This window comes from Caulobacter sp. Root1472, assembly GCF_001426985.1.
Lineage (GTDB): Bacteria > Pseudomonadota > Alphaproteobacteria > Caulobacterales > Caulobacteraceae > Caulobacter > Caulobacter rhizosphaerae.
Map to the genome: position 1 here is coordinate 15,808 of NZ_LMFX01000017.1, position 13,962 is coordinate 29,769.

The 13,962-nt window shown below is 68.0% G+C and carries 14 protein-coding genes; 6 read left to right on the forward strand and 8 right to left on the reverse strand.

The genetic code is table 11. The features are described 5' to 3' along the window. Positions 1–71: 71 nt before the first annotated feature. The 4 genes from ASD47_RS13080 to ASD47_RS13095 form a co-directional block, all read right to left on the reverse strand. Positions 72–1,394: an MFS transporter gene (locus tag ASD47_RS13080; RefSeq protein WP_056757016.1), complete on the reverse strand. Its 1,323-nt coding sequence runs from the start codon at positions 1,392–1,394 to the stop codon at positions 72–74. Between the two features lie 91 nt (positions 1,395–1,485). Then, positions 1,486–3,744 carry a TonB-dependent receptor gene (locus tag ASD47_RS13085; protein ID WP_056757019.1) on the reverse strand — a complete coding sequence of 753 codons (2,259 nt, stop codon included), beginning with the start codon at positions 3,742–3,744 and terminating at the stop codon, positions 1,486–1,488. A 199-nt stretch (positions 3,745–3,943) separates the two neighbouring features. Then, on the reverse strand, positions 3,944–4,663 hold the full coding sequence (locus tag ASD47_RS13090) for a TetR/AcrR family transcriptional regulator (RefSeq protein WP_056757021.1): 720 nt from the start codon (positions 4,661–4,663) through the stop codon (positions 3,944–3,946). Between the two features lie 69 nt (positions 4,664–4,732). Then, positions 4,733–5,290 (reverse strand): DUF2306 domain-containing protein, encoded by a 558-nt coding sequence (locus tag ASD47_RS13095; protein WP_056757195.1) that lies wholly within the window; start codon positions 5,288–5,290, stop codon positions 4,733–4,735. Positions 5,291–5,377: 87 nt separating this feature from the next. Here ASD47_RS13095 and ASD47_RS13100 point away from each other — a divergent pair, with 87 nt between their 5' ends. Then, a complete protein-coding gene (locus tag ASD47_RS13100) occupies positions 5,378–6,181 on the forward strand; it encodes a LytTR family DNA-binding domain-containing protein (RefSeq protein ID WP_082564605.1) in 804 nt (267 codons plus the stop codon). Positions 6,182–6,218: 37 nt separating this feature from the next. Here ASD47_RS13100 and ASD47_RS13105 read toward each other — a convergent pair whose 3' ends face one another. Continuing rightward, positions 6,219–7,250 carry a N(4)-(beta-N-acetylglucosaminyl)-L-asparaginase gene (locus ASD47_RS13105; protein WP_056757024.1) on the reverse strand — a complete coding sequence of 344 codons (1,032 nt, stop codon included), beginning with the start codon at positions 7,248–7,250 and terminating at the stop codon, positions 6,219–6,221. A gap of 71 nt (positions 7,251–7,321) precedes the next feature. Between ASD47_RS13105 and ASD47_RS13110 the strand changes: the two genes are divergently transcribed. Next, complete coding sequence (locus ASD47_RS13110; protein WP_056757027.1) at positions 7,322–8,068, forward strand: copper homeostasis protein CutC; 747 nt, start codon at positions 7,322–7,324, stop codon at positions 8,066–8,068. A 138-nt stretch (positions 8,069–8,206) separates the two neighbouring features. Here ASD47_RS13110 and ASD47_RS13115 read toward each other — a convergent pair whose 3' ends face one another. Beyond that, positions 8,207–9,214 carry a WD40 repeat domain-containing protein gene (locus tag ASD47_RS13115; RefSeq protein ID WP_056757029.1) on the reverse strand — a complete coding sequence of 336 codons (1,008 nt, stop codon included), beginning with the start codon at positions 9,212–9,214 and terminating at the stop codon, positions 8,207–8,209. A gap of 236 nt (positions 9,215–9,450) precedes the next feature. Here ASD47_RS13115 and ASD47_RS13120 point away from each other — a divergent pair, with 236 nt between their 5' ends. Together ASD47_RS13120 and ASD47_RS13125 are read left to right on the forward strand one after the other, a co-directional pair. After that, positions 9,451–9,900 carry a biopolymer transporter ExbD gene (locus tag ASD47_RS13120; RefSeq protein WP_056757031.1) on the forward strand — a complete coding sequence of 150 codons (450 nt, stop codon included), beginning with the start codon at positions 9,451–9,453 and terminating at the stop codon, positions 9,898–9,900. Positions 9,901–10,073: 173 nt separating this feature from the next. Next, the gene (locus ASD47_RS13125) at positions 10,074–10,514 is read left to right on the forward strand and encodes a biopolymer transporter ExbD (RefSeq protein WP_056757034.1); all 441 of its coding nucleotides are present in this window, start codon (positions 10,074–10,076) and stop codon (positions 10,512–10,514) included. Positions 10,515–10,652: 138 nt separating this feature from the next. Here ASD47_RS13125 and ASD47_RS13130 read toward each other — a convergent pair whose 3' ends face one another. Next, the gene (locus ASD47_RS13130) at positions 10,653–11,741 is read right to left on the reverse strand and encodes a GTP-binding protein (RefSeq protein ID WP_056757036.1); all 1,089 of its coding nucleotides are present in this window, start codon (positions 11,739–11,741) and stop codon (positions 10,653–10,655) included. 88 nt (positions 11,742–11,829) lie between these two features. Beyond that, the gene (locus tag ASD47_RS13135) at positions 11,830–12,456 is read right to left on the reverse strand and encodes a hypothetical protein (RefSeq protein ID WP_056757038.1); all 627 of its coding nucleotides are present in this window, start codon (positions 12,454–12,456) and stop codon (positions 11,830–11,832) included. Positions 12,457–12,548: 92 nt separating this feature from the next. Between ASD47_RS13135 and ASD47_RS13140 the strand changes: the two genes are divergently transcribed. Beyond that, positions 12,549–13,298, forward strand: a complete 750-nt coding sequence (locus ASD47_RS13140) for a hypothetical protein (RefSeq protein ID WP_056757041.1) — start codon at positions 12,549–12,551, stop codon at positions 13,296–13,298. A 147-nt stretch (positions 13,299–13,445) separates the two neighbouring features. Beyond that, on the forward strand, positions 13,446–13,958 hold the full coding sequence (gene rplU / locus ASD47_RS13145) for a 50S ribosomal protein L21 (RefSeq protein WP_056757044.1): 513 nt from the start codon (positions 13,446–13,448) through the stop codon (positions 13,956–13,958). Positions 13,959–13,962: the final 4 nt, after the last annotated feature.

The following is a 13,962-nucleotide window of genomic DNA, read 5'->3' on the forward strand; positions in this document are numbered from 1 at the left end:
ACGTGTCGGAACAGTGGCGCTTCTTCAGGTGCGGTCAATCGCCCCATCCGGTTCCTTGCCTGGCGTTCCGCCTAGTCGACCCAGTCACGGGCCAGACGGCGCGAGGCCAGGAAGAACAGCAGGGCCGCGACCAGGTAGAAGCCCATGCCGGTATAGATCGACCAGCGCAGGGATTCCTGGCCGAACGCCGGCTTCAGCAGATCCGAGACCAGGCCGAAATAATAGGTGCCGACCGCGATCCCCAGCAGGTTGTTGATCAGCAGGAACAGGGCCGAGGCCGTGGTGCGCATCGGTGCGGGGGCCAGGTGCTGGACGGCGGCGGTGATGGGGCCGAGCCAGGCCAGGTTCAGGCCCGTGGGGATCAGGAAGATCGCGAAGGCCAGGGCCAGGGCCGCGCCGCCGCCCATCCCCCCGACCAGCGAGCCGCTGTTCATGGCCAGCAGGAAGCAGGGCACCGAGATCAGGAACGCCACCGCCGGGGTCAGCGGGTAGCCGGCCTTGGACTTCGCGCCCAGCCGGTCGGCCACCACCCCGCCCAGCCAGATACCCAACAGGCCGCCGAAAAAGGCGATGCCGGAATAGTACCAGGCCGTCTCGCGCAGGGTCAGGCCCAGGCTGCGCATGAAGAACGACGGCAGCCACAGGGCCACGCCATAGCCGCAGACCGAGGACGACGCCGCGCCGAATGACAGCAGCCAGAAGCTGGGCTTGGCGGCCAGCACCCGCACGACCTCGCCCAGCGGCGCGGCCGGCGCCTGGACCGTGGTGGTGTCGCCCGGCGCCATGTCGGCGCCGCCGCGGCGCGGATCGCGGACCACCAGCCGGAAGACCGGGGCCAGCAGCACCCCGACCGCGCCCACGGCGATGAACGCGGTTCGCCAGCCGAAATGCACCGCCAGCAGGCCGCCCACCAGGGCGCCGGCCGCCGTGCCCAGCGGAATGCCGAACGCATAGGCCGCCAGGGCGCGGGCTCGCTGGGACTTGGGGAAATAGTCGGCCAGCATCGAATAGGCCGGCGCCACTCCGCCCGCCTCGCCGACGCCCACGCCCATCCGAGCCAGGAACAGCTGCGAGAACCCGCCGGTGAAGCCGCACAGGGCGGTGAAGCCGCTCCACAGGGTCAGGGCGGCGGTCATGATCCACACCCGGCTGAAGCGATCGGCCAGCCAGGCGATCGGAATGGCCAGGGTCGTATACAGCAGGGCGAAGGCCAGACCGCTCATCAGGCCGAACTGGCCGTCGGTCAGGCCGAACTCCTCCTTGATGGGCTTGGCCAGGATGCCGAGGATCTGCCGGTCCAGGAAGTTGAGCGTGTAGACCAGGATCAGCATGGCCAGCACGACATAGCGGTAGCGCGGGCCGGGTTGGGCTTTCTGGATCTGTAGGTTGCTCATCGTTCCCGCCGCGAATCGTCAAGGTGGACAAGGAAACGGCGACGGCCTGTTGCAACAAGCCGTCGCCGGTCAGGGCGAAGGTCGAAAAGGCCTAGAACTTGACCTCGATCGAGGCCGAATAGGTGCGCGGCGGGCCGTAGAAGCCGATCACCGAGTTGTTGTAGGTCGCGACGCCGAAGTTGTAGCCGCCGGTGCGATAGCGCTCGTCGGTCAGGTTCTTGCCGGCCACCGAGATCTTGTAGCGGCCGCCTTCCGGGGCCCAGCTGGCGGTCAGGTCCACCAGGGTGAAGGCCTTCTGGTCCAGCAGCGGCAGGGGCTGCTCGAACTGCTGGTAGTCGTCGCGATAGCTAACCATCGGGGTGACCTGCAGCTCTCCGCCGGCGACGGTCCCGCGCCAGGTCAGGCTGGCGTTGCCCGTCCATTCCGGGGTGTTTTGGAAGCCGTAGAGATCGGCCACGTTGACGACCTGGCCGCCCGCCGGAATGGTCTGCGACGGGTTCACCGGGTTCGGCGCGCCGCCTGGCACGAAGCGGCTGAAGGTGTCGTACTTGGCGTGGATGTAGCCCACGGCCACCGTGCCCGACAGGTGTTGGCTGAACCGGGCGTTGGCCTCGAACTCGACGCCGTACAGGGTGGAGGCGCCGGCGTTGTCGACCGAGCTGGCGATGCCCGAGGGCACGACCACCTGGGTGGTGACCTGCTGGTCCTTGTACTTGGACAGGAACGCGGCCGTGGCGAACGACACTCGGCGGTCGAACAGGTTCCCCTTCAGGCCCACCTCGTAGGCGTTGACCGTCTCGGGATCGTAGCCCTCGACCGTCTGGGGCGTCAGGAAGGCGTCGCCGCGCATGTCCCAGCCGCCGGACTTGTAGCCCTTCGAATAGGAGACGTAGGTGTTCAGGTCGTCGGTCAGCTCGTACGACGCCGACAGGCGCGGCGTGAACTCCTCGAAGGTCTTCTCGGCGCTGTAGTTGGTGCGCACCTGCAGGATCGGCCGCGGCGTCCCGCCCTGGTAGGGCGAGCGCGTGGCGCCGAGATAGAAGAACCGGAAGGTGTTGCTGCGCTTGTGGTCTCGGGTGGCCCGCGCGCCCAGCGAGACCTTGAAGCGGTCGGTGAAGTTGGCGGAGACGTCGAAGAAGGCCGCGAAGCTCTGGGTGCTGACCTTGCCGCCGTCGGCGATCGAGACGCCCAGATTGCCGGCGATGGTGTCGAACTCACCGGAGGCCTGGCTGTTCATGTAGTAGAGGCCGAACACGCCCTGGACGGTGTCGTCCGAATAGACCGCCTGCAGTTCCTGCGAGAACGAGCGGTCGTCATAGGTGGCCGGTACGTCCAGGGTCGGCAGCGGCGTGCCGTCGAAGTCGATCAGGGTCTGGGTGTGGCCCTTGCGGCCGGCGGTGATCGACTTGAAGGTCAGGAACTCGCTGGCGTGATATTCGCCGGTCAGCGACAGCCCCTCGGTCTTGACCGCGTTCTTGTCGCCCAGGCCCGCCTGGGTGTCGTAGGCGTCCAGCACCTTGTAGCCGCCGACCAGGGCCGGCAGTTCGCGGTGACCGTGGCGGGGGTTGGAGTCGTCCTCCACCCTGTCGTAGGCCAGGCGGAAGAACAGGTCGTCGTTCGGCTTGTACTCGGCGCTCAGGCGATAGGCCTGGACGTCCTTGTCATAGTGCTCGGCGCCCGTGGTCAGGTTCTTGCCGTAGCCGTCGCGCTTGTAGAGGGCGTAGGCGCCGCCCACCGACAGGCCACCGCCCACCGGGGCGTGGCCCTCGACCAGCAGGTCGGTCTGGTTGTAGCTGCCGTAGGTCCCGCGGATCTTGCCGCCGGCCTCGTCGCCCAGGCGGTTGGTCACGTACTTGATCGCCCCGCCGATGGTGTTGCGGCCATACAGCGTACCCTGCGGACCGCGCAGCACCTCGATCCGCGAGACGTCGAACACGTCCAGCACCGCGCCCTGCGGACGATAGACGTAGACGTCGTCGACATAGAGGCCGACGCCGGGCTCGTAGCCCCAAAGCGGGTCCTGCTGGCCGATGCCGCGGATGTAGGAGATCAGGGTCGAGTTCGAGCCCCGCGCGGTCTGCACGGTGATATTCGGCGTGGTCTGCGACAGGGTGGTGATGTCGTTGGCGGCCTGGCGCTCCAGGGTCTCGGCGCTGAAGGCCGAGACGGCGATCGGCACGTCCTTGAGGGTTTCCTCCCGCCGACGGGCGGTGACGACCAGTTCGTCGACCGCCACTTGGCCGGAAGCGGCGTCAGCGCCGGCGGGCGCGGCGTCCTGGGCGATCGCGGTCGTCGCGGCCGCCGACCAGGCCGCGCCGGCTAGCAGCGCGAGCTTGAGCATCGTCTTCATGGGTTTTCCCCTTCCCCTATGCGTTCCGTCCCGTGCCGGACAGCTCCGTTGAACGGACGCATTTCCCGGCTTTCGCGAATTCATGCGTTCGCGAATTGGAAAACACTGTCACCCAGAGTTGCGGTTTGCGCCAGCCTTTTTTCATCACCTGATGAAATGAAGGCGTCCGGCGCCGCAAGGCTTGGGAAAGGCTGGGAAATCAGCCCTGGGGGGCGCGGGCGATCACGGCCTCGAAGCCGGCGGCGCAGTAGGCGAACAATCGCGCCCGCACCGCGCCCAGGTCGCTGGAATGGCATTCGCCGTTGGACAGGGAATCGATACGGCCGGTCTCCGACAGGGCCAGCATCATCGAGCCGGTCAGGAACTGGTAGCTCCAGTAGAGGTCGCGATAGGCCGCGTCCGGACGAACCACCTTCAGGGTCTCGACCAGGCGATGGACGACGGGATCGAAGAACCGCGCCATGGTCTCGCCGCCCCAGGCCGGGGTGTTGTTCACCTGGGCCACCAGGGCGAAATAGCTCTTCCAGCCCTGGCCGCCGTCCTGGGAGATGCGCAGCAGAGGCTCGATGAAGGCCTCGATCACCCCCTCGACCGTCATGGTCCCGGCATGGCTCTTCTCGTAGGCGTCCATGGAGACGCTGCGGGCGGTGTTGAGGATCTCGGCCCGGCGCAGGAACACCGAGTCGAACAGCTCGCGCTTGGCGCCGAAATAGTAGTGGATCAGGGCGGTGTCGACGCCGGCCTCGGCGGCCACCTGGCGGATCGTGACGCCGTGGAAGCCGTGACGTGCGAACAGCCCCTCGGCGGCGTCGAGGATGGTCTCCTTCAGGTCCCGCCCCGCGGCCTTGGACGGTCGGCCGCGTCCGGCCGGCTTGGCGCGGGGGGCGGGCTGGGCGCGAGAGGCTCGAACTTGCGTCATGTTCCGTGGTCCGCGCTTTGCTTGACCGTTCGTAGGCCTGCGGGCGCGGATCTGGCAAGCGGGAGGCTCTCAGCCGAACACCATCTGCCACATCAGCCGGCCGGGCAGGAAGGCGAAGGCCCCGGCGATCAGCAGGCCGCCGACGAACAGGCCCGTCATCGTCCGGCCGTGCAGGCGGACATTGTGCTTGCGGGCGGCGAACACGCCCATGGGCAGGGCGATCAGGGTCCAGCCGGCGAACAGGTGCAGGAAGCTGTAGCCGCCGGGATTGGACCGGTGGATGAACAGCGATGAGACCGCGGCCGTCGCCATGGCGATCACCCAGGCCCAGCCCAGCGTGCGGTGCACGGTGGTTCCCTTCAGGCCCAGCATCAGGACGACGCCGATCGCCAGGGCGGTGGTCACGGCCGCCACGTGGACCTGGATCTGGATCGGCGCGGACGCCAGCAGGCCCAGATGGGGCGCATGCAGGTGACCCTTGAGGTGCGCCAGGCCGCCCAGCACCGCGCCCGGCCCATGCCCCTGGGTGGCGCCGGTCGCCAGGATCAGCCCCACGGTGACGGCCAGGCCGATGGCGACCACGCGGATAAAGCGGGCGGGGCCGATTGACAGGCTGGTGTCGGACATCTTGTTTCTCCCGAAGCGATCGCGCCGTACCGGGGCGATCAAGGTCGGATCCGGCTTAGGATCGGCGGCGACGGGGGTCATCCGAAGGTGCGTGAGAAAGCGTCGGCAGTTCGTGAACGGCGGGCCGCCGCCATTGGCGAAGCGCCAACGGACACGCCCATCCCGGCCGTCCTGCGCAGCTACCTGCGGCCGCTGGCGGTGGCCGTGATCGCCGGCGTCTTCCTGGCCCTGGTCGGCGCGCTCGGCACCAGCGACACGCCCCTGGTACCGCGCCTGGGCTACTGGATCGGCCTGTCCACGCTGGGCGCTGTGCTGGGCACCACCGTGGCCCAGGCGGTGGGCGGACTGTGGCCGGGCCTGGCCTCGACCTGGTGGCGCGCCCTGATCATCGTCGTGGTGCTGACCCCGCTGTTCACGGTGCTGGTCTGGCTGGCCGGGGGCCGCTCGCCCCTGACCCCGCGGGTCGCGGCGACCTATTTCGGCGTCACCCTGCTGATGACCAGCGGCATGACCGCCCTGATGACCCTGGCCACGCGCCGCCCGGTGGAGACCCACGCCGCGCCGCCGGAAGCGCCGCCGCCCCGCTTCCTCGAGCGCCTGCCCCCTCGCCTGCGCGGCGGCGAGATCTACGCCGTCGAGGCCGAGGACCACTATCTGCGCCTGCACACCTCCAAGGGCCAGGACCTGATCCTGCTGCGCCTGTCCGACGCCGTGGCCGAACTGGAGGGCATCGAAGGCGCCCAGACCCATCGCTCCTGGTGGGTGGCCAAGGCGGCGGTCCGCGACGCCCGGCGAGGCGACGGCCGCGCCACCCTGATCCTGGCCAACGGCGTCGAGGCGCCGGTCAGCCGCGCCTACGCCCGCGTGCTGCGCGAGGCCGGCTGGTACTGAGCGGCGGATCGGAACGGCCCGCCGCTCAGCAGCCTCCTCAATAGAAGCTCTGGCCCGCGACCAGCCGGTCCTGCCGCGCCCCGTCGCACAGGGCGTAGGTAAAGCCCTTCTGGATCGCCCAGGCCCCGACCTGGCCCTGCTTGTTCACGGCCAGGAAGCCCACCTGGATGTCCTTGGCCTGCGGCTTCTTCTTCAGGATCCGGGCGACGGCTTCCTTGCAGGCGTCCTGGGGCGAGCGGCCCTGGCGCATCAGCTCGACCACCAGGAAGCTGCCGACGTTGCGGATCACCTCCTCGCCCACCCCGGTCGAGGTGGCCCCGCCGACGTCGTTGTCGACATAGAGCCCGGCCCCGACGATGGGCGAATCGCCGACCCGGCCGCGCAGCTTCCAGGCCATGCCGCTGGTGGTGCAGGCGCCCGACAGGTTCCCCTGGGCGTCGAGGGCCAGCATGCCGATGGTGTCGTGATTGCCCGCTCCGCCCGGCGTGCCGAGTTGGCCCGAGGTCTTGCCGTAGTCGCCGACCTCGCTGTTGGCCTTGGGGGCGTACTTGGCGTCCTTCTTCCACGCCTCCCAGGCGGCCCGCGACTCGGGGGTCAGCAGCTCCTCGCGCGGGAAGCCCTGCTCCTGGGCGAACTGCAGGGCGCCGGCCCCGACCAGCAGGACGTGCGGAGTCTTCTCCATCACCGCCCGGGCCACCGAGATCGGGTGGGCGATGTGCTCCAGGGCGGCGACGGCGCCGCAATTGCCCTGCTCGTCCATGATGCTGGCGTCCAGCGACACGTGGCCGTCGCGGTCGGGATATCCGGCGCGACCGACGCTGTGGTTCTTAAGGTCCTGCTCGGGGACCCGGGCCCCGGCCTCGACGGCGTCCAGCGCCCGCCCGCCCTTGCTCAGGATCGCCCAGGCCGCCTGGTTGGCCGGCACGCCGAAGTCCCAGGTGGAGATCACGCAGGGCCGGGTCAGCTGGATCCCCGCGCCGCCGGTCGGCTCGGCGGCGGACGCCGCACGGGCGCCCACCAGCCCCGATCCGATCAAGGACGCGCCGATTAGGCCTCTGCGATTCAGCATGGGTGTGCTCCAAGAACGCTGCCGACAACCTTGTCCGCGAATCCCCTAGCACGAGCCTGGAAGAGGCGAAGATGCCCGACCGCATTATCCTGGAAGTCTGTGTCGATACGCCCGCCGGATTGGCGGCGGCGATCGCGGGTGGCGCGGATCGGATCGAACTGTGCTCGGCCCTAGCCCTGCAGGGCCTGACCCCGGCGCCGGGGCTGATGGCGATCGCGGCGGAGGCGGAAATCCCGATCTATCCGATGATCCGGCCGCGCAACGGCGACTTCGTCTACGGCGGCGAGGACCTCGACGCCATCCTGCGGGACATCGACGCCGCTCGGGACGCCGGCCTGGCGGGCGTGGTGATCGGCGCCAACGCCCCATCGGGCGAGCTGGACGTCGACGCCCTGGCCATGCTGGTCGCCCACGCGGAGGGCCTGGGCGTGACCCTGCACCGCGCCTTCGACCTGACGCCGGACCCGTTCGCGGCGCTGGAGACCGCCATCGACCTGGGCTTCGAGCGGATCCTGACGTCGGGCTGCGCCCTGAACGCCATGGCCGGGGCCGAGACGATCGCCTTGCTGGTCGAACGCGCGGCCGGCCGCATCGCCATCCTGGCCGGCGGCGGGGTCAATCCGTCGAACGTCGCCGAGCTGGTGGCGCGGACCGGCGTGGGCGAGGTGCACGGCTCGTGCAGCGGACCGATGACCTACGGCTTGGGCCAGGGGCACGAAGACCGCGCCTACAAGCTGGGCTTCGTACAGGACGGGCTGCGGGACACAGACCAGGAGACGGTGGCGGCGGTGGTGAAAGCGCTGGCAGGGATACAATAATTCCGCTCATCCCGGCGAATGCCGGGACCCAGATGGAATGGCTTTGAGGTGAGTTCCATAAGCTCCGAGCGCATCCAGCCCGCCACACCGCTATGGGATCTGGGTCCCGGTATTCGCCGGGATGAGCGGATTTGATCCCTAGAACCGCGTGTCCATCGCCGGAATCGCGATGATTCCCGCCTCGCCGTCCTCGTCGCCCCACACCAGGCGGCCGCCGTCGGCCGAGACCGACAGGGCGCTGATCGCCGCGCCCTTCTCGGCCTTCAGGGTCTCGATCCGGCCGGAGCGCATGTGGGCGCCCCAGATCTTGCCGTTGTCCTGGCCGGCGATGGCCACGGGCAGGGCCTCAACGCCGGCCACCCGCACGACCATCGAATCGCGCGAGAAGCCGATCTCGGCGGCTTCCTTGCCCATCGGGCCGTTGGCGCCGGCGAACGGCCAGACCACCGCGCCGTTGGCGCCGGCCGTGACCATCAGGTTGCCCTTGTCGAAGAAGGCCAGGCTCTTGATCTTGGCCGGATAGCCGCCCATCCGCATGTCCTTGGCGTCGGACAGGCGCCAGCCGTGCAGTTGGTTCTCCTGCATCGACGAGACCAGGAACTTGCCGTCGGGGCTGAACACCGCGGCGATGTGGCTGCCGGCCCATTTCATCACCTGCGGCTTCTGGCCCTCGATCCTGGCCCACCACAGCGAGACGCCGCCATAGCCGGCCGTGGCCAGGCGCCGGCCCTTCGGGTCGAAGGCTAGGCCTGAGACGGTCCGCTCGTGCGGGAAGACGCGCAGGAACGTCGGATCGGCCGAGTCGCGGACGTGGGCCTCCTTGCCGGCCGTGAAGGCGATCAGGCCCGAGGCGGCGCTGGCGGCCACGTGCTCGATCCAGCGGCCCTTGACCTCGGCCACCAGGGTGGCGGCCACCTCGTCGCCCTCGACCCGGCTCCAGACAACCTTGCCGTCGTCGCCGCCAGTGACGATCCCCCGGCCCGACGGGTGGACGGCGGCGGCCAGGATGGCGCCGGCATGGGCTTCCACGGTGACGAAACCGCCTTCGGATTCGAATCTGACCGTGCCGTCGCCCAGAGCGAAGGCGGCGCGGCCGGCGCGGTCGAACAGGGCGGCGGTGACATAGGCGTCGAAGGAATAGATCATCCGCGCGCCATACCGCGCCGCGCTCCGGGCGCCTAGTCGCGCGTCAATGCGCGTTGGGCGCGAGCAGGGTGCGGAGAACCCGGCATTTGAACGCCGTTCCGCCAAAAAGACTCACAAAAGGGGTTGCCATTGCGCCGCGTCGTCGGGCTTTACTTCCGCGCCCGTCTGCGCCAGACGTGGCGATCTAACATTTTTCGGGACCGCGACAGACGCGGCCCTTGGGAGACAGTCAGGCTATGGCGGCTAAACTTGCTGGCGGTGGGGGCGGTCGTTATTCGCTCGGCCAGAACTCCGAAATCAACGTCACGCCCTTCGTCGACATCCTGCTGGTGCTGCTGATCATCTTCATGGTCGCCGTGCCGATGGCGACCGTGGCGATCAAGGTCGACCTGCCCCCCGCGACCCCGCCGCCGCCGAACGCTCCGAAGCCGAAGGAGCCGGTGTTCATCTCGATCCAGAAATCGGGCGCGCTGTACGTCGCTGAAAAGCAGACCAGCCTCGACAACCTGCAATTCGACTTGGACGCCAAGTTCACGGCCACCGGCCAAGCCGGCCCGAAGGACGACCAGCGCGTCATGGTCCGCGCCGACGCCGACGTGACCTACGCCGACTTCATGGGCGTGCTGAACGCCCTGCAGACCGCCGGCTGGTACAAGGTCGGCCTGATCAACGAAGACATCCACTAGGTCTTCGCCGATCGGCGAGAAATCAGGGGCCGGACGCCAAGCGTCCGGCCCCTTTTTCATGCCCGTCGTTTCAGGCCCGTCGCGTCGGCGCTTTACAAATGTAAGAAAGCAGAGAAACTACACCTGTAACTTCAATCGGTCCCCAACACTTGGGCAAAAGGAGGAGACAGGTCATGGCGGCGAAACTCGCGGGCGGCGGCGGCGGAGCCTATGCGATCCGGCAGAACGCGGACATCAATGTCACGCCGTTCGTCGACATCCTGCTGGTGCTGCTGATCATCTTCATGGTCGCCGTGCCGATGGCGACGACCTCCATCAAGCTGGACATGCCGCCGGCCAGGGACACCGCCATCCCGCCCAAGCCGCCCGTTCTGATCACCATCCAGAACTCCGGCGCCCTCTATCTGGCGGGGCGGCCCACCAGCCTGGGGACCCTGGCCCAGGACCTGAGCGCCAGCTTCGCCGCGAGCGGCCAACAGGGCCCGCGCAAGGATCAGCGCCTGATGGTCAGCGCCCAGGCGGACGTGCCCTACGAGGCGCTGATGGGGGTGATCGACCGGGTCCACACCGAAGGCTGGACCCAGATCGGGATCGTCAACGAGGACCTGCATTAAAGATCGACGTGGAAGCGCGATCACTTGCCCCCTACGGGCCTTCGGCCGTCTTCCCCCATAGGGGAAGAGCCTTAAGCGAAGGTTCCGCCCCCTCCCCGCGACAAACCGCGGAGCGGTCAGGTGCGGGCAAGTTGCGGATCAAGCCGCCGTCGCCTCGAACCCCGCTCTCAGTTCGGCCTCGTCCAGGTCGCGGCCGATGAACACCATGCGGCTGTAGCGCTTGTCCTTGTCGGTCCACGGGCGCTGGAAGTCGCCTTCCAGGATCATGTGCACGGCCTGGAACACCAGGCGGCGCTCCTCGCCCCGCACATCGATGATGCCCTTGGCCCGCAGGATGTCGGGGCCGCGACGGGCCAGCAGCTCGTTCAGCCAGGTGGTGATCTTCTGGCCGTCGACGGGCTTGTTCAGCGTCAGGGAGATTCCCTTCACCCCGTCGTCGTGGATGTCGCTCTTGGCGTCGTGGTGATGGTGGTCGTGGCCATGATGATGATGATGGTCATGATCGTGATGGTGATGGTCGTGGCCGCAGTGCTCGTCGTGCACGTGGCCGTCCTCGCCATGGGCCGGGTTCAGGAACTCCGGCTCCAGCTCGGTGATCCGCTCCAGGTCGAAGCTGTGCTTGCCGATGATGGCGTCCAGCGGGACGTTCGAGCGCTGGGCGCGGTGGATCGGGGCCAGCGGGTTGATCCGCTTGATGCGGGCCTCGACATGGCGCAGGTCGTCTTCCGAGACCAGATCGGTCTTGTTCAGCACGATCTGGTCGGCGAAGGCGATCTGCTCGACGGCCTCCTTGCTGTCGCCCAGGCGCAGCAGGATGTGCTTGGCGTCGACCACGGCGGTGACCGAGTCCAGATAGGTGCGAGCCTTGACGTCGCCGTCGACGAAGAAGGTCTGGGCCACCGGCCCCGGATCGGCCAGTCCGGTGGTCTCGACGACGATGGCGTCGAAACCGCCCTTCCTTTTCATCAGGCCTTGCAGCACCCGGATCAGGTCGCCGCGCACCGTGCAGCAGACGCAGCCGTTGTTCATCTCGAACACTTCCTCGTCGGCCCCGACCACCAGGTCGTTGTCGATGCCGACCTCGCCAAACTCGTTGACGATCACGGCGTAGCGCTTGCCGTGCTCCTCGGTGAGAATGCGGTTGAGCAGGGTGGTCTTGCCGGCGCCGAGATAGCCGGTCAGCACGGTGACGGGGATCTTGCCGGTTTGCGCGGAGGTCTGGGTCATGCGCGCTATTTAGGAGCGAAGAGGCGTCGGGGGAAGCGGGGCTCTATTCCATCCTGTAAACCGCTCATCCCGGCGGACGGAAACGCCCTCAGGTCTTCAGGAACGCCACGGCCGCGCCGATCACGATCAGGGCGGCGCCGAGGATGAGTTCCTCATATTGCTCCAGACGCTCCAGGCCCAGGCGGTTGAAGCCCGCCAGGCTCAGGCCCGTGAACACCAGCATGCCCGCCGCCGTGGCCGTCATCAGCACCGCGCTCAGCACGACGAAGCCGACCACGCCGTGCTCCATCCCCGCCAGGTAGTAAGGCAGGAAGGCCTCGCACGGCGACAGGGTCAGCAGCACGACCAGAGCGGTGATCGCCGCCTTGTCAGAGGCGAACTTGCGGGTTCCGTCCATCGTCGCGTGCCGATGGCGGCCGCGCACCAGATAGAAGACGCCGATCGCCGCCATCAGCGCTCCGACGATCCAGTGGAAGGAGTCGCCCAGGTGCGGCTGAGCCACCAGGCCCGCGGCCACGACGGCCAGACCCAGCAGGATGGTCAGGCCCACATGACCCAGCCCCGCCAGCAGGGTGACGCCCAGGGTGCGACCGGTGGTCCACCTCTGGGCGCGTCCGACCAGCACGAACGGCAGCCAGTGCGTGGGCAGGGCGGCGTGCAGGAAGGCCACGGCGAAACCGGTGGCGGCGACGGAGGCGAAGAAGGTCGTGTTCACGCCACCGGCTATATACTGTTATAAAATAACACGCCAGCATCTCTCTTCGCTTCGCGCGCGGCATCTCGTCCGTCATGTTATGAAGCGCGGCCATGACGCCGGAACCCGATCTGCAAACCGCGCTGGACGCGGTCTACGCCGCCTTCCGCCACTATTCCCGCCCAGGGACTCTCGAAGCGGCGCCCACCCGTGATCCCAAGCGCGTGCTGGCCCGGCTTTCCGCCAGGAACTTGGCCGAACTGACCAGCGACGACATCAATGGCTACATGGGCTGGGCCATGACGACGATCGGCGGCGTGAACGACTACAAGCATTTCCTGCCGCGCATTCTGGAACTGGCGGTGCAAGGAACCGGGCGGGTTCATGTGGGCGGCGATCCCGAGAGCCTGGCGGGGAAGATCGCCTACGGTGAATTCTCCGATTGGCCGGCGGATGAGCGCGCCGCGATCGTCACAGCGTTTGACGCGGCCTGGCGCCAGGCGCTGCGCACCTCGCTGGAGGAAGAAGAAGCCGAGGACTGGCTGCGCGGCCTGATCACGCTGGGTGAACCGATCCAGACGCGTTTGACCGCCTGGCTGGAGACCAGCGCTCCGCTGGCGGGGCTGCATCTGGCCGATGCTGTCTGCTCGGAAATCCTCAGGCGGAAAGACGCCCGGCCACCGTTCGGGTCGAGCGATGAATATGTCCCGTACGAAGCCTATTCCGCCTGGCTAGCCGGCCCCTCTGTACGGGAGCGTTTGGAGTGCCTGGCTAGCGAGATCGACGACGACGAGGAAGCCTGGCGCTTGCGACAGGCCCTGGATGGTCCGATGCCGCCCTATCCCGAGGTTTGGCGGGGCTAGGGTTGCGCCGCGATTTTAGTCAAGCCGCCTGTCCCGTTGCCGTTGACTCAACGACTTTCGACGGTATAAGTGCGCCCCTCTCGCCCGCAGGGTTTCCTCGCGGGCGTTCCCTATTTTGCGAACGCACGTTTCTTAAGGCGCTAACCTATGTACGCGGTGATCAAAACCGGCGGCAAGCAGTACCGGGTCCAAGCCGGCGACCTGCTGGTTGTCGAAAAGCTCGACGGTGAACCGGGCGCGGAAGTCGCTTTCGGCGAAGTCCTGATGCTTGGCGAAGGCGAGGCCGTGACGGTCGGCGCCCCCCTCGTTGAAGGGGCTGTCGTTACCGGCGCCCTGCTCGAAACCCGCAAGGGCGAGAAGGTGAAGATCTTCAAGAAGATCCGTCGCCAGGGCTATCGCCGCACCCGCGGCCACCGCCAGACCGAGTCGGTCATCCGCGTGACCTCGGTCGCCGGCGGCGGCAAGGAAACCAAGTGGGACGGCGCCATCGACCTGACCCCCAAGGTGATCCTGAACGCCCGCGCCCGCGGCCTGGGTGACGCCGCCGTTCCGGCGACGATCCCGACCGCTCCGGTGAAGGCCGAAGCCGCCCCCGCTCCGAAGAAGAAGGCCGCGCCGAAGAAGGCCGCCGCCGAGACCGCTCCGGAAGCCGAAGCCTGAGACC